The 19466-nt window shown below is 37.6% G+C and carries 14 protein-coding genes and 1 pseudogene; 9 read left to right on the top strand and 6 right to left on the bottom strand.

From position 1 onward, the window contains the following. Positions 1-6: 6 nt before the first annotated feature. From QUE46_RS08225 to QUE46_RS08210, 4 genes and pseudogenes are all read left to right on the top strand, one after another. Positions 7-1170 (top strand): hypothetical protein, encoded by a 1164-nt coding sequence (locus tag QUE46_RS08225; protein ID WP_286247585.1) that lies wholly within the window; start codon positions 7-9, stop codon positions 1168-1170. Then, a complete protein-coding gene (locus tag QUE46_RS08220) occupies positions 1167-3998 on the top strand; it encodes a response regulator (protein ID WP_286247584.1) in 2832 nt (943 codons plus the stop codon). The genes QUE46_RS08225 and QUE46_RS08220 overlap by 4 nt, the downstream gene beginning before the upstream one ends. A gap of 129 nt (positions 3999-4127) precedes the next feature. Then, a pseudogene (locus QUE46_RS08215) lies at positions 4128-4389 on the top strand (alpha/beta fold hydrolase); the annotation flags it as partial. A gap of 469 nt (positions 4390-4858) precedes the next feature. Continuing rightward, positions 4859-5635 carry a DNA/RNA non-specific endonuclease gene (locus QUE46_RS08210; protein ID WP_286247581.1) on the top strand — a complete coding sequence of 259 codons (777 nt, stop codon included), beginning with the start codon at positions 4859-4861 and terminating at the stop codon, positions 5633-5635. A gap of 835 nt (positions 5636-6470) precedes the next feature. On the opposite strand, the gene QUE46_RS08205 is transcribed toward QUE46_RS08210, so the two are convergent. The 6 genes from QUE46_RS08205 to QUE46_RS08180 all read right to left on the bottom strand — a co-directional run bounded on the left by QUE46_RS08205 (position 6471) and on the right by QUE46_RS08180 (position 13205). Further along, complete coding sequence (locus tag QUE46_RS08205) at positions 6471-7430, bottom strand: sugar-binding transcriptional regulator (protein ID WP_286247579.1); 960 nt, start codon at positions 7428-7430, stop codon at positions 6471-6473. 164 nt (positions 7431-7594) lie between these two features. Next, entirely contained in the window at positions 7595-8608 is a 1014-nt protein-coding gene (locus tag QUE46_RS08200; RefSeq protein WP_286247577.1) for an ABC transporter ATP-binding protein, read from the bottom strand. A 10-nt stretch (positions 8609-8618) separates the two neighbouring features. Then, positions 8619-9449, bottom strand: a complete 831-nt coding sequence (locus tag QUE46_RS08195) for a carbohydrate ABC transporter permease (RefSeq protein WP_286247575.1) — start codon at positions 9447-9449, stop codon at positions 8619-8621. A gap of 2 nt (positions 9450-9451) precedes the next feature. Beyond that, positions 9452-10324 carry a carbohydrate ABC transporter permease gene (locus QUE46_RS08190; protein WP_024033631.1) on the bottom strand — a complete coding sequence of 291 codons (873 nt, stop codon included), beginning with the start codon at positions 10322-10324 and terminating at the stop codon, positions 9452-9454. A gap of 114 nt (positions 10325-10438) precedes the next feature. Continuing rightward, positions 10439-11743, bottom strand: coding sequence for a sugar ABC transporter substrate-binding protein (locus QUE46_RS08185; protein WP_286247572.1), 1305 nt, complete (start codon positions 11741-11743; stop codon positions 10439-10441). Positions 11744-11882: 139 nt separating this feature from the next. Further along, positions 11883-13205 (bottom strand): hypothetical protein, encoded by a 1323-nt coding sequence (locus QUE46_RS08180; RefSeq protein WP_286247570.1) that lies wholly within the window; start codon positions 13203-13205, stop codon positions 11883-11885. Positions 13206-13882: 677 nt separating this feature from the next. Between QUE46_RS08180 and QUE46_RS08175 the strand changes: the two genes are divergently transcribed. From QUE46_RS08175 to QUE46_RS08155, 5 genes are all read left to right on the top strand, one after another. Next, complete coding sequence (locus QUE46_RS08175; RefSeq protein WP_029772290.1) at positions 13883-14266, top strand: response regulator; 384 nt, start codon at positions 13883-13885, stop codon at positions 14264-14266. Between the two features lie 12 nt (positions 14267-14278). Next, positions 14279-15184 carry a MoxR family ATPase gene (locus tag QUE46_RS08170; RefSeq protein WP_286247561.1) on the top strand — a complete coding sequence of 302 codons (906 nt, stop codon included), beginning with the start codon at positions 14279-14281 and terminating at the stop codon, positions 15182-15184. Between the two features lie 184 nt (positions 15185-15368). Continuing rightward, positions 15369-16181, top strand: a complete 813-nt coding sequence (locus QUE46_RS08165; RefSeq protein WP_374761401.1) for a DUF58 domain-containing protein — start codon at positions 15369-15371, stop codon at positions 16179-16181. Next, positions 16174-18135 carry a DUF3488 and transglutaminase-like domain-containing protein gene (locus QUE46_RS08160; protein WP_286247557.1) on the top strand — a complete coding sequence of 654 codons (1962 nt, stop codon included), beginning with the start codon at positions 16174-16176 and terminating at the stop codon, positions 18133-18135. Before QUE46_RS08165 ends, QUE46_RS08160 begins: the two co-directional genes overlap by 8 nt. Positions 18136-18143: 8 nt before the next feature. Then, positions 18144-19466, top strand: coding sequence for a Na+/H+ antiporter family protein (locus tag QUE46_RS08155; protein WP_286247556.1), 1323 nt, complete (start codon positions 18144-18146; stop codon positions 19464-19466).

Raw genomic sequence — 19466 nt, 5'->3', positions numbered from 1 at the left:
CGCTCTATGAATAAACAATACCAACAGGGCTATATACTGACTATTGAGCTGATTTTAATTATTACCATTTTAATTATTGGCTCTATTGGTGGTGTTATTTTAGTGCGCGATGCACTTATTAAGCGCTATCACACAAAGGTAGATAACCAAATAACAGTGGTTGATGCTAACAACACCCCTTTAGGAATCGCCATTGGGTTTGATGAGCATCAAGCGCCTTTAATTTTTTACACAGACCGCCAAGCAAATGCAACATATCGCGCTTTAATTGGGATACGCGATGATAGGTTCACATCCCGAGAAGCCATTTATTACGATGCACCTAATTGCCAAGGCAACCCGTGTATAAAAAGCTTAAGCGATGAGTTTTCAGATAGTTTAGGGGTTAGTAACACCGCTAATAGTGGCAATGTAAGTTACATCAATGCGCTACAGCAAGGGCCTAATTATGCTATTGGGCAATTAAGTAACTCCGTAATGGGACAATTATTAAAAAGTACAGCACTAGCGTGCCCCGCAACAGGTGACGAAATTGTATCACGCTATATGTCTCAAAAGGTAATTACTGGTAACCCGTGCGAAAGCTTTTCAATTGCTAAACAGCAAGCTGATAGTAGTTGTTTGGTTGGTGTAACTGCCCTTGGTAATCCGTTATTAGGCATAGACAGTCAGCAATTATCGCAGTCGTGCAATAGTTGCCAAACAGGGTACGATCCGCAAGGTGATATTCTTGATTTATATTTACCACAAGTTGAAGTCTTGTTAGGAACCGCGCTTGATGCACTGGCCCTCTTAGGTGTAGCAAGCAATGTAGATGTAGAGCTAGGCAGTATTTGCTGCCCACAAGGTACGCAACTAGAAGAAGATGAAAATATAGTAGAAACACTGGTATTTACTATTTTAGAAACAACCTTTGAACTGCTAGGTATCGATTTAATAAATAACGAGATAATTATTCAAACGCTGGCCCTTATTGGCATAGAGCCTGGCGTGACTTACTGCGAGGCTTCGCTTAATTTAACCTCGGCAGAGCCGGTGTTAAATGCACAAGGCGAACCCGCTTTAAATAACTTACTTCCGCCATTTAGAGTAAAACTTCCATCACATACAAGTGCTAATAGCACACGTTGGATTTCTACACCGCCGAAAGGTGAAGGAGTGCGCCCATGAACAGTTCATATTTAAAAAGTATAAATGAATTTAACGACACACAAATTGATGAAGTAAAACAAGAAATAACAGAAACGCTGACGCTAATGAAGCAGTTTTATGATGTTTCTATTATCAAATACGTTGATTTTAATGCCTTGTATACGCACCAAATTATTAGCTGCGATGACCCATACAAAGCCGACAGTGAATTAAATAGCTTGGCACAAACGTGCACACAAGAAAAACTCTACATAATTGAAGACACTCTATTTGACCCACTAACAAAAGGGCGCTGCCAACAGGTACGTTTTTTCTCTCAATATCCCATTTATAATTTAGATAACAGCTTAATTGGCGTACTGATCATTGCCGATATTTCACCCAAAACACTTATTGGCTCTCAAAAAGAACAATTTGTATCTTTTGCGCAACTACTGCAAACCCAGCTTAATAAGCATTTTACCTCACCCCAAGCAATTAAACCGAGTGAGACAAAATCACTTAATCGATTTGTTCATTTATTTAGCTTAGCGCCGGTGGCGTTTTTAATTGCGCTGGTTATTTGCTCGTTCTCGGCTTTGCTTTTATATACGTTAGATAAAAAAGACAAAAAAAGTGCCTATGCCATACAAACTCAGCAGTTAAGGCAAACGCTATTTGATGCATTAGAGCGCTTTGATAACCAAGCACTTTACATAACTCAAAAAGATAAAATTGTCGCAGGTTTTTTAAAAAGCCAGCAAAGTTATACTCAGCAACAATTAAGTGATTTAGTAAAAACGCAGGTATCAAGTAGTTTAACGTATAAAGGTTTTGTTGTATTTGATAGTAACTATAAACAACTTGCCATTTGGTCTAAAAATAACTTTGATTTAGCAGCTTATGGCTTTACTAATTGGCTAAATGCATTTTCAATGCGAGCAAATAAACAATCAGTAGAGGTATTTACTGTAGCCGATACCGCATTTTTAATTTCAGAAATTAACATGGGCAATAGCGCTATTTATACACTCACAGCCTTTGATTTAAGTAAGTTTTTAAATGCCATAATTGGTAAGCTAAATACGCAAAATTATAATTTATTTATATCAACCCCTCAGTTTATATTAGGTAGTAGGGGGGAGCTAAATGTTAAAACGATCCCTAACAGCATAAGCGCAGCAAGTAGTCGTTTTCCTGCTACGTGGCGCTTGCATGTGCAACCCATCAAACCGATAACGCCTGTTAATGTATCTAAGTTCGACTTATTTAAACTGGCATTAATTAGCTTAGCTATATTTGCATTTGTTTATTATTTTTTACGTTTACCAAGGCGCTTACATGACGAAATTAAACAAAAAAATACCCTTATACTTAATAGGGAATCGTTGTTTTCAAGCTCGCTTGATGCGCTACCGCATGGCTTTGCCATTTTTAATAGTAACGAATTTCCGGTAATAACTAACCAGGCGTTTAACGAATTGTTTTCTCATGTTATTCAAAACAATAAACAATTAAGTTACAGCCAAATAATTAGTATTTCTCAACAAAACAATATTATTACCCATTATAAAGAGCATAATAAATTAGCTAATGAACATAGCCAATTAATAGATATTGGCTTTAACGATGGCCGTTGGATCACCGTTGTGCAAAGGCATACCGACTTTGGTGGATTTGTTTGTTACTTTAGAGATGAGACACAAGCACATCAAAAAGAGTTATTACTTGCCCAAGTTGTAGAAAAATCTAAGCAAGCTAACCAGTTTAAAGATAAATTTGTAGCACGCTTAGCAATGCAATTAAAAGCGCCACTTAGTTCGCTGCAATCTATAGTAGAGCTTAACTATAAAAACAGTAAAGCCAATTTTAGCAATGAATTAGAAAATGCATGCACACAGTTAAACTGTGTAGTGCAGCAGTTAATTAATATAAATAAAACCGATACCGGTAAATTAAAGCTTAAAATGAGCGCTATTAATTTAGCTGACTTACTTAAAAATACGGCCGATATTCTTAATAAAGAGTCTGATGATAAAAATATAATTATTAATAACAATGTGCCCATAGATAAAGGCATAAGCAGTGATGAAAAACTGATAATGCAATTAATTATTCAGCTTGCTAGTGAGCTTATAGAAAGCACCCACCAAGGTAAATTGTCGTTAAATTCTGAGCTGATTAACGAGCAAGGTAAACATTATTTGTCGCTGGATTTTTCTATAAATAACTTAGCAAATCAGGGAAGCTTTTATAGTCAGTTACAAATGGTATGTAAACAACAGTCTTTTGAAAGTGATATTAATTTTGATGCGACATTAGAGCTGCGGTTTTTTATCTCAATTTTTAAAATGCTCGGCGGAAAAAACATAACTGTGCACGAGCGTGGTAAAACAACATCGATTAATTTATCGTTACTAGTTAACACCGTAGAATTACAACATGTAAGTGCAAACAAGCAAAAAAACATTACTGTAACTACAATGCATACAGAATTTAAGAACACCAAATCGTTGTTATTAGTTGATGACGAACCGCTTGTAGAAATGGTTATTAAAGCCATGCTGAAAGATGAAAACGTAGCAATAGATTATGCAAGCAATGCAATAGAAGCTATGTTGATGGTATCGCAAAATAATTACGATATTATTTTAATGGATATTGTTATGCCAGAACTCTCGGGTACTGACGCGATGCTTAAAATAAAAAAACATAACGCAGACAAGCAAACAAAAATTATTGCCCACACTTCAGATTCTGACACAAATAGTAATGCTAAGTATGTTGAGCTTGGGTTTGACGACATGCTTGAAAAACCAGTAAAGCAGCAAGTATTAATTAATAAAATTAAGTATTTACTAAACTAGTCCAAATTAAACAATATAAAACTGTAAAATAGACTGGGCCTATTATTTTAATAGGCCCAAACTGGCAGTAATTATTTCATGTAGCTGCTACTTTATTTCATAAATTAAAAAATGAAGGTTATTTTAGGCTCTTTATTTAATAATATGCGTCGACTTAATAAAGAGTACACAAGCAATTGCCGGGGAGCTTAAAAGCTTAAAGCATGAAACCCTCATTTTATGGGGTGATGAAGATAACTTTCAAAAACCTAAATATGCACCTCAGTTGGCTCAAACCTTACCAAATGCAACACTAACTTGGATAGAAAAAGCAGGGCACTGGGTTACAGATGAAAAACCAGAACGAGTAACTGCGTTAATGGAAGAATTTTTGGCTAATAAAAAGTTTTAAAACACCTTAATTTTAAAGGCCTAGTTAGCCACTTTAGCTAACATGTATATAAAACCATGCAGCTTGAGCTGTATTAACTTTTATATAATTAGTTACTCAAGCGGCTTGTTTGTTTTCATCTATTTTTTAGTATTAAACCATTTATGTAAAACCGATATTAATTGCTCAGTATTTGAACATTAAAGGTGAGCGTATACGCTTTATATCTGGGTGATTACACATAGAAAACCATAAGACCTTCAATTTAACATAATGCATTTAGATGTATAAAAACCCCTTTATTCGCTAGATCTACCAACAACGCTACTGTGTTAAATACAAGGCGAGGGTGACTGTATACTCGCGACTTTTATTAGTAATACCAAAAGCCTAAGACGATATTATTGTATTTATAAACAATCAGTTAGATACATATTGCTGTAATAATGTACTGCTAATTTTTACCCTCATTTAATTGAGGGTAAAAACAATGAAGACAATAATAAAGGCATCAATAGTACTTACAGGTTTATGTTTTGCACACAGTGCAAGTGCAGACAACTGTTTACAAGGTTGCCCAACAGGTTTAGATAATGGCAATACAATTGAGCGCAGTATTTATACTTTAAAAAATAACCGATACACAAAGTTTGCAGATTGGGTGGCTTACCATGTTACGACTAGCACTATGAGTGGACCATCGAGAAGTAGAAGTTGGAAAGCAGACCCAGATCTATACTCACACTATACGTTAGAACCCGCTGATTACACCGATGCGTATGCAACAATAAATACCGATAGAGGTCATCAAGTTCCATTAGCATCTTTTAGTAATACGGCTGATTGGAAGCTAACAAACTTACTTTCTAATATTACGCCGCAATCGTCCGCATTAAATCAAGGCCCATGGGTTAGGCTTGAATCTGCAGTGCGAAATCACGTAGGAAATGGAAATGATTTATATGTAGTAACAGGTCCATTATACGAATATTATTTTGCAGAGTTACCACAAGCTAACGAAGCGCATACGATTCCAAGCGGCTATTTTAAAATTGTTATGCAGCAAACTGGTACCACAATTAAAGCATCGGCATTTATTATGGAGCAAACAGCAAGTCGCAGTGATAACTTTTGTAATACCGAAGTAAGTATTGATGAAGTTGAATCGCGCTCTGGTATAAATGTAATGCCAAACTTATCGTATAACAGTGCGCAAACAATAGAATCATCAGTGTATGGTTTAAGGACTGAGCTAGGTTGTAACTAAGTCATAATATTTTTGCTTAAAGCCTTAGGTTTTGAAAAACTTTAATCTAAGGCTTTAAATTAAACCTGATATGAGGCGCTAAAAAATTGGTAGCAGTACAAGTTAGCTCTAAATAAAATAATAGAAACGACAATTACAAAATTTTGCGTCTGTTTAAAAAGTAATTAATTGTTATAAGGGAGTATAGAGGCTGCTATATAGAATTTGTAATTGCTAAGCTTTATAACATTGAAATACTACATAAACATTAGCGAAAATATCAGTGTAAAATGTAGTGCGTAAGTTGTTGTTAAAAGTTACTGTGCATAACAATTTGAACGGTTAACTGAAAGACCAACTTTAAAAGACTATTACTCAAAACACCAAAAATAGGGGTTTAAACGTAATTAATAGAAGCTACTTACTTTGATTATGTATTAACTTACTTTATTTAACATAATATAAATTATAGGTAGTTATGCATATTATAATATGGAGTGTGTATTACACTCCTACTATGTCCAATACTAGACGGTATCGGACATTATGACTATTATTACCAAACCATACTTTGCTATGTGCTTTTTAGTTTAATCCTGGTCATTACGTTTTATTATTTATCAAACTATAAATTTTTTACTAACTATATTACTTATGAAAACCTGTAAGCATTGGCTACTTTAAATTTAAGCGCAGATTTGTTACAGCGCAATTTAACACGTTTTATAAAAAGCCTACATTTATAAAACTTTATTGGTATTTTAAATGAGCCTGTTAGTTTTCCTTATTTGAATAATTAAGGCTCATTCAGTCAGTTATTATCGTAGCTTTAAAAAGCTACCTAAAACAACTTTGGCTAATCCATACTTAAAATACGTTCTGCTGTGTATTCGTTAGTAATTAAACCGCTGATCATATTTGATCTAACTGCACCAAGTATCGCAAGTACTTTATCTTCACCGGCAGCTATAGCGTAAATTTGTTTATTACCCTCAATTTTTAATGGCGTACTGGCAACACGTTGGTTTACAGTGCAGTCAATTAATTGGCCGCGTTTGTCGTAAACCCAGCTGATCATTTCGCCCACAGCCCCTAAATTTTGTAACTCTTTCAGCTCTTGCTCATCAACAAAGCCATCAATATGCAAAGGCGATTTTTCGCCTAGGCTACCTACACCTACAAAGGTTACATCGGCTTGAGTGGCCAATTTCAAGTTACTGGTAATATTATGTTGTGAATGCAATTGCTGTTTTTCTTCAACACTTCTTGGTAATACAGGAAGCGGCATTGGGTAATGCTTTGCATTAATATGCTCGGCCATTCTAACAACTACATCATAAGGTGAAGCCGACCCATCAAGTGCCATGTTACCAAGCATAGCCACTACTTTGTGTTGGCTACAATCTAGCGTTGGCAGTTCATCAACGCATGCACGTAAAACGCGCCCAGTACCCATAGCTAAAATTTTCGGTGTTTCTGATTTTAAATGGCGTTGTATTTCTGCAGCACCGGCTTGCGCTAAACCCACGGTAGAGTTTGGATCAGAGCCATCACTAGGCACTACTTCACAGGAGTCTAAGCCAAAACGACTTTTAATTTTTTCTGCTAAATCCATACATTTAGCAATAGGATGATCGAGCCTTACTTTAATAAGCCCTTGGCTTACAGATAATGCCACCATACGTTGTGCCGATTGACGAGATACATTGAGCTTTTTGGCAATTTCGTCTTGAGTTTTACCCGCAACATAATAGAGCCACCCTGCTCTAGCTGCATCATCGAGCTTACGTATTTCTGTATTTGTTAGCTTTGCCACATAAACCTCTTACTGTGATAACCCGCTTAGTTTTAGCGATAAATCATTTTATAATATTTGCAAATATATCATTCATTTATAAAATGCCGAAGTGTCACATTAATTTAATAACCAATACTTTAGGCAAATATTGCTATTCCTAAAGTATTGGCTTAAATGGCGGGTTAAACTGTTGGGTTTTTAATCGTCAACCCGTTTTCATCAAATCTGTGTAACTTGTGCTCCGGCGCACTTAAATAGATAGTGTCGCCATATTTTAGTGGGCAATCGCCATCTGCTTTTACCGTAACGGTACTGCCATTGTTAATGGTTACATGTAAAAAGCTTTCTGAGCCTAAATGCTCTATTACGCCTACAGTACCTTGCCAAGTTCCAGAATCAGTTGAGATTTCAAAGTGCTCAGGACGCACACCTAAACTGTGCGTTTGTGCGTGGCTATCGTTATCTACTTCAATAAAGTTCATTTTTGGTGAACCAATAAAGCCTGCAACAAATTTATTTACTGGGTGCTGATACAGCTCAAGTGGCGTACCGACTTGCTCAATAATGCCGCCATTAAATACCGCAATTCTATCTGCCATTGTCATCGCTTCAACTTGGTCATGGGTTACATAAATCATTGTTGTAGCTAAGCTTTTGTGTAGCTCAGAAATTTCTAAGCGCATATTTACACGCAGTGATGCATCTAAATTTGACAGTGGTTCGTCAAACAAAAATGCCGATGGTTGCCTTACTATTGCGCGCCCTATTGCTACACGTTGGCGTTGACCGCCAGATAATTGCCCTGGTTTTCGGTCTAAGTAATCAGTTAAATTGAGTATTTTAGCTGCATTTGCTATTTTACTTTCAATTTCAGCAGGACTTACTTTTGCACGTTTTAGTGGAAACGCAATATTATTGCGTACACTCATGTGTGGGTACAAAGCGTACGACTGAAATACCATAGCTAAACCACGTTTTGCCGGTGGCGTTTGTGTTGCATCTTGGCCGTCAATCTCAATTGTGCCGCTGGTTGTGTCTTCCAATCCGGCAATCATACGAAGTAATGTTGATTTACCACAGCCCGATGGCCCTACAAATACAATAAATTCACCGTCTTTTATCTCTAAATCAAGCGGTTTAATTACGTTAACTTCATCAAAACTTTTAGTTACTTTTTTTAGTGTGATGCTGCCCATGTGTGTTCTCCTACTTTACTGCGCCAAAGCTTAAGCCGCGCACTAATTGTTTTTGACTAAACCAACCAAGAATTAATATTGGCACAATGGCCATGGCAGAAGCTGCCGACAACTTGGCGTAAAATAACCCTTCTGGGCTTGAGTAACTGGCAATAAATGCCGTTAGTGGTGCGGCATTCGCAGCGGTTAGAATGAGTGTCCAAAATGCTTCGTTCCATGCCAAAATTACGTTTAACAGTAATGTTGATGCTATGCCAGGTAATGCGATTGGCAGTAATACATGAAATATTTCTTCGCCAATAGTTGCGCCATCCATTCGTGACGCTTCTAAAATTTCACCGGGAATTTCTCTAAAGTAGGTGTATAACATCCATACCATAATCGGTAAGTTTATTAAGGTCATAACAATAACTAAGCCCAGTTTTGTATCTAGTAAGGCAAAGTCTCTAAAGAGTAAATAAATAGGAATTAACACCCCTACCGGTGGTAACATTTTTGTAGAAAGCATCCACATAAGTAGGTTTTTAGTTTTTTTCGTTTGCACAAACGCCATAGACCACGCGGCAGGTACGGCTATTAATAAGCCCAATAAACTGGAGCCTAGTGATATAACCACCGAATTCCAAAAGTGATCAAAATATGGCGAGCGCTTTAACACATCTTGATAGTTTTCCAGTGTCCAATCAAAAGCAAATAGCGCTGGTGTCGCTGATATTGCTTCTGCTTCGGTTTTAAAGCTGGTGATTAATGTCCATAAAATTGGGAAAAATATCATCCCGCTAATGGTCCATGCTGCCAGGGTATAAATTAGTTTTGATTTTTTATTTGCTGCACTAGCCATGATTAACCCTCTAAGTTTTTACCAATAAGGCGCATTAAAAATATGGCTACAATATTGGCAATAATTACTGCAACTATGCCCCCTGCTGAGCCCCCGCCTACATCAAATTGTAATAACGATTGGGTGTAAATTAAGTAAGTAATATTGGTTGATGCATACCCAGGCCCGCCACTAGTTGTTACTAAAATTTCTGCAAAAATAGACAGTAAAAATATAGTTTCAATTAAAATAACAGCGGTAACAGCACGTGATAAATGCGGCAGCACTATGTAAAAAAACTTGCTAAAAGGCCCTGCACCATCTAAATCAGCAGCTTCGAGTTGTTCGCGGTCAAGTGATTGAATTGCCGTGAGTAATATCAACGCAGCAAACGGTAACCACTGCCAAGAAACAATAATAATGATTGAAAATAAAGGCATTTGCGCAAAAAAGTCGATAGGTTCAAACCCAAGCCATATTGCAAAGTGTGCAAATAACCCATTTACAGGGTTCATAAACATGTTTTTCCACACCAAAGCCGATACAGTTGGCATAACAAAAAATGGGGCGAGAACCATAATACGAACATAATTTCGCCCCCATATTGCTTGGTCGAGGAGAACAGCTAAACCGATACCACCACAAATTGTGATAGCTAATACACCCGTTACTAAATAAAGGGTATTAAAAAAGGATTCAACAAATGCAGGATCTGTTAAGAAAAACTCGTAGTTTAAAAAGCCTACAAATTCGCGTTCACCAGGAATAAGTAAGTTGTAATCTACAAATGAGAAATAGAGTGTCATGCACAGCGGCACTATCATCCATCCTAGTAATAAAATTACACTAGGAAATAGCATTATGCGTGCAAGCGTACGAGACTGTGTAGTTGCCATATCAGTGACCTTCAAAAAGTCAGCATTAACCTTAGTAACAACGACAAACGGTTACTAGATAACATGCTAATGCTGACGAAAAATACGAGGTAAGCATTTAACTTACCCGCCTACTTATTTAGGGTAGCGTGCTTTACGCATGGTGCGCTCAACTAAGCGCTGTGATGTGCTTAACGCTTGCTCAACAGTCATTTGCCCAGTAAGTGCTGCAGAAAACTGTTGTCCAACAGCTGTGCCAATGCCTTGAAATTCAGGAATAGCTACAAACTGAATACCAACATAAGGTACGGGTTTAACAGTAGGGTTTTTCGGGTCGGCCGAATTAATAGAATCAAGCGTTATTTGTGCAAACGGGGCTGCATTCATGTATTGCTCGTTTTCATAAAGTGATGCGCGAGTACCCGGCGGTACTTTTGCCCACCCTTTGTTATCGGCAACTAATTGACTGTACTCTTTTGATGTAGCCCAGCTAATAAATTTCATTGCAGCATCAGATTTTTTACTGCTTGAAGGAATTGCAAGTGTCCATGACCACAGCCAATTACCTCGTTTACCAAGGCCATTATCTGGTGCAAGTGCAAAGCCTACTTTATCAGCTACTTCAGAATCTTTTTTATTAGTTACAAACGCGCCAGCAACCGTTGCATCAATCCAAATACCACATTTACCCGTTTGAAATAACGCTAGGTTTTCATTAAACCCATTAGCTGACGAACCCGCAGGGCCTGACTCTTTCATAACATCTACATAATACTGGAGTGTGGCTTTCCACTCAGGGGTGTTAAATTGTGGTTTCCAGTTTTCATCAAACCAGCGAGCGCCAAACGAGTTTGCCATTGACGTAATTAAAGCAACATTTTCGCCCCAACCAGCTTTACCACGTAAGCAAAGGCCGTATACACCTTCATCTTTATTGGTCATCGCTTTTGCAGCTTTTTGAATAAAGCTCCACGTAGGCGCATTTGGCATTTCTAGGCCAGCTTTTTTCATGAGGTCTGTACGGTACATAACCATAGAGCTTTCGCCATAAAATGGGGCCGCGTATAATTTGTTATCTATCGTTAAACCACTACGAATAGCTGGTAGTAAGTCATCAACATCGTAATTTTCACCTAGGTTATCAAGCTCAGTTAGCCAGTTTTGTTTACCCCAAATTGGCACTTCATATGTGCCAATTGTCATTACGTCGTATTGGCCGCCTTTTGTGGCAACATCGGTTGTTACACGTTGACGTAAAATATTTTCTTCTAGTGTTACCCATTTTAAAGAAATATCTGGGTTTTGTTCTTCAAAATGATTGCTAAGTTCTTTCATGGTGATCATGTCACCATTATTAACTGTGGCAATGGTTATGGTTTCTTTAGCGGCTACGTTAATAGCCATAACTGAACACGCGAGCATTAATAATTTAGTTTTCATCGGGTTAACCCTCATAAATATGTTAAATGACGCTTAAAAAATAACTGTAAAGCGCCTTAGTAATTAAAGCGGTGAGTAATTTCAACGTATTTACAGCGCTGAAATTACCTTTAAACCAAACAGTAAGTTAGTAAGCTATTTAAAATTTAACTGAGATTTCTGAGGTGAAACCGTCAAAACCACGACCAATTTGGCCGCCTGAATTTGCGCCTTCTTCTTGGTTTACATACTCAACTTTTAATAGTGTAGAATCTGTAAACCAGTAACCTGCGGCTACTTGTAAGCGCTCAACGGTGTTATCGTTTTGGCTGATTAAATCGGAAGTGTTTTCTGACTCTGCATAGCGTGCTGCTACGTAAAGTTTTTCAGGAATAATGTATTGCTGTGCTTCAACTGCGTAATATTCTACTGAGCTCTCGCCTTTAATTACGCTGTTTGAATCAAACGTAGTACCGTTTTCGTCAGCTACGCCATCTGTACCAAAGTAGGTAATACCTGCCACTGCGTTACCTGCAGAATCAGCAAAGGTGTAATCGTCAGACGATTTACCTAACATTAAAATGATACTGGTTTGATCTGATGGCTGATACGCCAAATTTAATTGAATAATAGACTGATCAAGCCCTGGCATAACACCTACGTGAGTATCACGTTCGCTTGAAGGAGAAGCAGAAAAGTTATAGTTTTCGCCATCGCCAAAACGGTAATTAGTTGTTGTGAGTCCATCTAAGCTAGCTACGCCATTTTCAAAACGAAGTTGGTCGCCTTGGTTAGCTTGTAAGTAATTTAAGCCAACTTTAAAGCCCCCTTCAAACTCTAATGACCCTTGTAAACGGTAGTTAAAGCCCCTATCTTCTTGAAATGCTTCGCCAAAACTTGATGTAGTAATATGACCCGCTACGTTATAAGAGCGCAGCACACCACTATCAAACGTTTCTGTATAGCTTAATTGTGCACCGTTTTCTGCGGTTGCGTAGTCGTTAATGCCGTTACCAATTAAGGCATTACCTTGGTTATCAGCGCCATCTTGAAAACCTTTAAACTGAAATGGAGATGCACCAATGTTACCTAAACGAAGCGTTAAATTTTCGTTTTCGTTTGGTGTGCCGTATAAGCCAAGTAAATCAAATTCAATACCTGCAAAGTCGTTATGAAACGAAAAATCACGGTCGCCGCCGCCAAAATCGTTTGGCTCTTCAGCTATATCAATGTCGGCAGTAATGTATTCATTTATATGAAACTTAAGCATTAAATTAGCTCTGATACGCCCAAAACCTGATGACTGCTCTTCATCTTCAGGGCGAAATGCACCGTCTTTAGCTTGAATAGACTGAAAGTTTTGCATTGCTAGAAAGTTAACGTCAAGGCGGTCAAAGTAATCTGACATTTCTGCTTGTGCAGGCGCCGCCAACGCTGCTGCTACTAAAGTTAGCGCAAATTTAGCTTTCTTATTATTTAACATAATGAACTCTCTATTTAGTGTGTTGTGTATTTTCAGTGTGCAGCTAAAGCAAATGAGCATTTTACTTAAATGTGTTTTTAAACCTCGTAATGGGCATCGGCTCAGCTAGTGAGCATAATCACAAATGAATAATGTAACGTCAACATCTTTTATTACAAAACATTTACATGAAATCGTACTTATAAAAATTTATATTTATAAACAAGGGCTTAATAGTTTTAAATTCCAGAATAAAATTGCTCGTTATGACTAAAGTCTTATTTAATATGTTCTGTAGAGGAGTATTGAAGCGCGTTATTTAACATTTATACCAATCCGCATAATTAAGTGATCTATTTTGAGGATGGATAAACGTGTTGATGGAAAGGCCAAAAAATTCGCTATTTAGTTGTTCTCGGCAATTGCTCCTGCATTGCTCTACCTTCTGCATCCATGCAGTCGTAAATGAGAATTTTTTAACGCAGATAGCGACACGTTTAGCCCCTGAAAATGATTAAATATTATTGCGGATTGGTATTGTTAACCAATTAAATGGTATGGGCGTTTAATTAATACGGCAGGTTTAGGCGCGTAAAAGCGCTAATTGGTTGTTTTTTGATTTACTTTCTTGAGCTTACACAATGCTTAGCATAAAATTAAATTACTTTAGATGTATAAAAAATAGAAGTAATTAACATATGGAATTTGTGCGCCCGCTTGAGCCTATACTTATTATTGATGACGTTAAGGAAATACGTGACTACCTAAACCAGATATTAACGGAGCTAGGCTTTGAAGATATTTTAGAAAGCAACGATTACCTTTCTGCTAAACCCCTTCTTGATAAAAAATCACCCAATGTCATATTTTTAGATGTGGACTTACCTGATTCAGAAAGCTCTGATATTCTAGAACATATTAATGATAGTTACCCTCACGCTCACGTTGTTATGTGCTCGGGTCATAACACCCTTGAAAACGTGCAAAACACATGGGAATTAGGCGCTAAAGGCTTTATTGAAAAACCTTTTAATGCTAAAAAAGTTAATTCTGTTATGAAGCGCCTCGAACTAAGCGAATAAAATAAGGTAAGTATGCAAAGCACTGTTACGGCAATTATCGACGATTTATCGAGTGTTATTTTTGGAAAAAAACAACAAATAAAACTAGCACTAACATGCTTATTCAGTGAGGGGCATTTACTGATAGAGGACTTACCTGGTATGGGAAAAACTACGCTCTCACATGCACTTGCTGCTGTGCTTGGGCTGTCGTATCAGCGTATACAATTTACAAGCGACCTTTTACCTGCCGATATTTTGGGAACCAATGTATTTAACGCTAATGAGCACACGTTTACATTTCATAAAGGGCCCATTTTTAGCCAAGTTGTATTAGCAGATGAAATAAACCGCGCAGGGCCTAAAACGCAAAGTGCATTACTTGAGGCAATGGAAGAGCAGCAAGTGACAGTAGATGGTACAAAGTACACGTTACCAAATCCTTTTTTTGTAATTGCCACGCAAAACCCGCTTTATCAATCGGGTACTTATCCACTTCCAGAATCGCAGTTAGATCGATTTTTAATGCGCATAAGTTTAGGGTTCCCTCCTAAAGAGGCTGAAAAGCAACTAATTTTAAATATTAAACCGCGAGACTACAGCCAATTACCACAAAGAATAGATGCTAAGCAGCTACAGCAAATTCAAACGTTAATTAATCAAATTGTGATAAGTAGCCCTGTAATCGATTATATTATTGAATTAGTAACGCATACACGCCAAAGCTCAGCATTTGCAGGTTCTCTCTCTCCTAGAGCTAGTATGGCGCTTGCAAAAGCCGCTAAATCGTGGGCATTTATTGAAGGTCGCGATTTTGTTACCCCTGACGATGTACAAGCTGTATTTGCAAGTGTATGCCAACACAGGTTAGGACTTCATAGTGAGTCAGGCGAAGCGCAAGTAAATGAAATTTTAAAAACCGTTGCAGTGCCAGTTTAACGTGTTATTTAAAAAAAAAGCACAAAAGGTCAGTATATTAGGGGCATTAAAAAAGCGATTACTTAATAAACTACTTAAAAATAAGCATTCAAAGCAATCCATTACGCTTGCTCATAACAATATTTATGTGGTGCCCTCGCAGCTCGGCTTTTATTTTATTATTGTGGCTATTTTAAATTTTGTTATGGGCATTAATTATCAAAATAACTTAATTTTGGTGATGGCTTATTTAATGTTTGTGGTGATGATTATTGCTGTTTTACTTGGTTATACAAACGCTAAAGGGCTAACAGTTGATTATATAAAAAACTTTGCCAGTTATTCGCCAAATAAAGGCTCGGTTAAATTTATTTTAAAAGCCCCTTTGCTTACGCAATCAGTATCGCTTGGCTACTCGCGTGATCCGAAATACGCAAAACACTTAGCACAAGTAACACCCAAAGACAGCACCTTAATTATTAACCTACCTTATAACTCTCGCGGAAAATATACCCTTGAACGTTTTAAAATACACAGTAATTACCCATTTGGGCTGGTAAGCGTGTGGAGTTATATACAACCCAATGACTTTGTTTACGTTTACCCTGCGCCAGAGCATGTATTAAACGACACGTATAACAGCAAGTTTGAACACACAACACAAACAGGCAGTATTAAAGAGAGCGGCAGCGAAGAGTTTGATGAACTAATTACGCATTTACCAGAGATGGGGTTGCAGCGAATTTCATGGAAACATTACGCTAAATCGCAGCAGTTATTAGTAAAAGAATTTAATGATTATAAAAAGTCAGATATTGTTTTTGATTTCAATCTACTAACAGGTAACACCGAGCAACGTTTGAGTCAGCTTTGCTTTTTAGTGTGTAATGCATGCGAAAACAACACGCCATTTACACTAATTTTGCCCTCGGCAAGTTACAAAGCAACTAACGACACGCACGATAAACCACAGTGTTTAGCGCTTCTGAGCGAATACGGCGGAGCAAATAATGGCTGAGCTATTAAATTACCGGGCAATTAATTTAGCAATGAGCTTTATATACGCCTGTTTATTTGCGTTTTATTTATCGCATATGCCCTTACTGTTTATTGGGGTTTTATCGCTTTTATGCCTTTGGAACGTGTACTTAACACTGACTAACACCCCTAAACCTAACGCGTGGCTTGCTAATATTTTAGCTGGGCTTGCTTTAATTTTAATGATTTACACCCTAGGTATAGGCGATACAGTCATATTGTTTGTGGCTATGTTATTACTCTCTAGTATTTTTAAATTACTGCAGGCTAAAACCAAAAAACATTACCATATTATCGTCACACTCACGTTTTTTTCTATTTCATCGGCGTATTTATTTAACCAAAGCATAATAACCACCTTAACCATGAGCGCCCTATTTTTACTCAATTTTGCGGTATTGAGCTTAATTGAATCTTCTCATAGTTTAAAATTAGCCTCTAAACAAAGTGCTAAGCTGTTATTTATTGCTTTGCCTTTAGCTATATTTTTGCTGTTGTTTTTACCTAAAATGCCCGCTTTTTGGCAATTACCTGGGCCAAAGCTTGCTAAAACGGGGCTCTCTGAACAGGTAGACCCGTTTGACATTGCTAAGTTGTCTAATTCTGATGAACTTGTTTTTAGAGCCCGTTTTGATAATAAAACACCCGCCTCGCCTTATTATTGGCGAGCACTTGTGCACGATACCTTTGATGGTAAAGCCTGGAAAACATCTGATTTACTAAAATACAATAATCAAAGCGCTGATCCTAATAAACAAATTGCAGTACAAAATACTTACACTATTATTGCCGAGCCTGCTAATCAAAAATGGTTATATGGGCTTGATTTCGCCACCAGTGATAATAAAAATGTTGAAAATAATGCGTTAGGGCTATTACGAAAAAAACAATATCAGGCTAAAAGCCTGCAGTATCAGGTATCAAGTGCAGCATTGAATACAGAGCAACTGTCAAAGTGGCAAACCGCTTATTACACACGCTTAAATAACCAAACAAACCAACAGGCTGCTGAGCTTGCTGCAAAACTTAAACAATCAACAACGTCGCAAAGCGACTTTTATAGTGCATTACTTAACTACTTTGCGAAACAAGAATTTAGTTACACGTTAACCCCTGATCCTATGACGGGTGACAGCACTATTGATCAATTTTTATTTGAAAAAAAACGCGGATTTTGCGGCCATTACGCCAGTGCAGCAGCGTATATTTTTAGAAGCGCCGGTATTCCTGCTCGCTTGGCCAGCGGTTATTTAGGTGGCGAAAAAAATCAAACAAATAACTATTTATCAGTTCGTCAGTACGATGCCCACGCCTGGGTTGAAGTCTATATTAATAATCAATGGCAAATTTTCGATGCTACGTCGGTAGTTGCCCCCGAGCGTTTAAATGGGTCACTTTCGCAAAACGAAGAACTCAATGATGAATTTAAAAGTAACCTCGATTTTGGCTTAGTGAGTTTAAGTAATTTTGCAGCCGTTAATTGGTTAAGGCTCAAATTAGAAACCCTTGATTACCAATGGACCAGCTGGGTACTTGGCTTTGACGAAGAAAAGCAAAGCAACTTTTTAAAATCACTTTTTGGCAGTAAACACCTTTGGCTGGTCCCTTTAGCGGTTATTTTAGGACTTGCTGTTAGCTTTGCCGCTTACTTTATTTATTTAAATTGGCCACGCAATAAAAATAAACGCCCGCCTTTAATTTCAGAATTTGAGGCAATTAAGCACTGGGCAGATAAAAACAACATAGCGGCGCCTAGTCACTACTCTCCTAATCAACAATTAATACACTTTGCTGAGCAAAGCCCTGATGCTGCTGAACCTTTAAGCGAATTTAGCTATTTATTTAATCAAGTGCGCTACGCTAAAAAACCTTTTACTAAAGAACGTAAAAATCAGGCTAAAGATCTGATAAAATTAATTAAATCTTCAAAATAGAGAAAACTATGAATGCGGTTGTTATAGGCGTTATTTTAATGCTTGGGCTCTCCTTAGCTCGTGTAAATGTCATTGTAGCTATGATAATTAGTGCACTTGTAGCTGGTTTAACAGCGGGGTTGGGCATAAAAGAAAGTGTTGATGCATTTAATTCTGGCTTGTCGGCCGGCGCTGAGATTGCACTAAGTTACGCAATGCTAGGTGCGTTTGCAGTGGCTATTTCAAAATCGGGATTAACTCGTATCCTCGCTGAAAAGCTACTAAATAAAGTGAATGCACAAGGTAATGGCAGCGAAACTTTTTTAAGTTATTTTATTTTATTAATTATATTAGGCTGCGCTGTTTCTTCTCAAAATTTAGTGCCTGTGCACATAGCCTTTATACCTATTTTAATCCCCCCTTTGCTTGTTGTATTTAATCAGTTACGTTTAGACCGCCGCGCCATTGCCTGTATATTAACGTTTGGTTTAGCCACCTCTTACATGGTGTTGCCTTATGGATTTGGTGGCATTTACTTATACTCTATTTTGCATAAAAACTTAGTTGATAACGGCCTAGAAATAGTTAACACACAAGTGCCTATGGCAATGATTATTCCTGCCTGTGGTATGTTAGTTGGTTTAATAATTGCGGTATTTATAAGTTATTCAAAGCGCCGTGAATACAAAGCGCAACCGTTAACAACGCAAAGCAAAGCTACCGACATTGAGAAACCAAAAAAAGTAATGATAGTGGGTTTGTTTGCCGTGCTTTCATCATTGGTTGCACAAAACCTAAGTGGCTCAATGATATTAGGCGGCCTTGTAGGTGTAATGATATTTAGTGTATTTGGTGTTGTTAAGTGGGAAGAAAACGGCGACGTATTTAGTAAAGGCGTCGCCATGATGGCGATGATCGGTTTTATAATGATTTCGGCACAAGGGTTTGCCTCAGTAATGAAAGCAACCGGTGATGTAGCAAGTTTAGTTCACAGTGGCGCTGCATTATTTGATGGTAACAAGCCACTCGCTGCGGCCTCTATTTTATTGGTAGGACTACTAATAACAATGGGGATTGGTAGTTCATTTTCTACAGTGCCAATTATAGCAACCTTGTTTGTGCCTTTGTGTTTAGATTTAGGTTTCTCGGTTATGGCGACCACGGCTTTAGTTGGTACAGCAGGTGCATTAGGTGATGCCGGCTCGCCTGCCTCAGACTCTACACTGGGTCCAACCTCGGGTTTAAATGCAGATGGCCAACATGACCATATACGAGATTCGGTGATCCCAACCTTTATACATTTTAATATTCCATTACTTATATTTGGTTGGATAGCGGCCATGGTGCTTTAA

This window comes from Pseudoalteromonas sp. MM1 (assembly GCF_030296835.1).
In the GTDB taxonomy this organism is placed as follows: Bacteria; Pseudomonadota; Gammaproteobacteria; order Enterobacterales; family Alteromonadaceae; genus Pseudoalteromonas.
The sequence above is the reverse complement of the archived record's forward strand: the minus strand, read 5'-3'. Positions and strand labels throughout refer to the sequence as shown.

Excerpts from the sequence above, each read along its gene's own strand:
- QUE46_RS08210 (WP_286247581.1), top strand. The coding sequence starts at position 4,859 with ATGAAGACAATAATAAAGGCATCAATAGTACTTACAGGTTTATGTTTT.
- QUE46_RS08220 (WP_286247584.1), top strand. The coding sequence starts at position 1,167 with ATGAACAGTTCATATTTAAAAAGTATAAATGAATTTAACGACACACAA.
- QUE46_RS08190 (WP_024033631.1), bottom strand. The coding sequence starts at position 10,324 with ATGGCAACTACACAGTCTCGTACGCTTGCACGCATAATGCTATTTCCT.
- QUE46_RS08160 (WP_286247557.1), top strand. The coding sequence starts at position 16,174 with ATGGCTGAGCTATTAAATTACCGGGCAATTAATTTAGCAATGAGCTTT.
- QUE46_RS08165 (WP_374761401.1), top strand. The coding sequence starts at position 15,369 with ATGGGCATTAATTATCAAAATAACTTAATTTTGGTGATGGCTTATTTA.
- QUE46_RS08180 (WP_286247570.1), bottom strand. The coding sequence starts at position 13,205 with ATGTTAAATAATAAGAAAGCTAAATTTGCGCTAACTTTAGTAGCAGCA.
- QUE46_RS08170 (WP_286247561.1), top strand. The coding sequence starts at position 14,279 with ATGCAAAGCACTGTTACGGCAATTATCGACGATTTATCGAGTGTTATT.
- QUE46_RS08185 (WP_286247572.1), bottom strand. The coding sequence starts at position 11,743 with ATGAAAACTAAATTATTAATGCTCGCGTGTTCAGTTATGGCTATTAAC.
- QUE46_RS08155 (WP_286247556.1), top strand. The coding sequence starts at position 18,144 with ATGAATGCGGTTGTTATAGGCGTTATTTTAATGCTTGGGCTCTCCTTA.
- QUE46_RS08200 (WP_286247577.1), bottom strand. The coding sequence starts at position 8,608 with ATGGGCAGCATCACACTAAAAAAAGTAACTAAAAGTTTTGATGAAGTT.
- QUE46_RS08175 (WP_029772290.1), top strand. The coding sequence starts at position 13,883 with ATGGAATTTGTGCGCCCGCTTGAGCCTATACTTATTATTGATGACGTT.
- QUE46_RS08195 (WP_286247575.1), bottom strand. The coding sequence starts at position 9,449 with ATGGCTAGTGCAGCAAATAAAAAATCAAAACTAATTTATACCCTGGCA.
- QUE46_RS08225 (WP_286247585.1), top strand. The coding sequence starts at position 7 with ATGAATAAACAATACCAACAGGGCTATATACTGACTATTGAGCTGATT.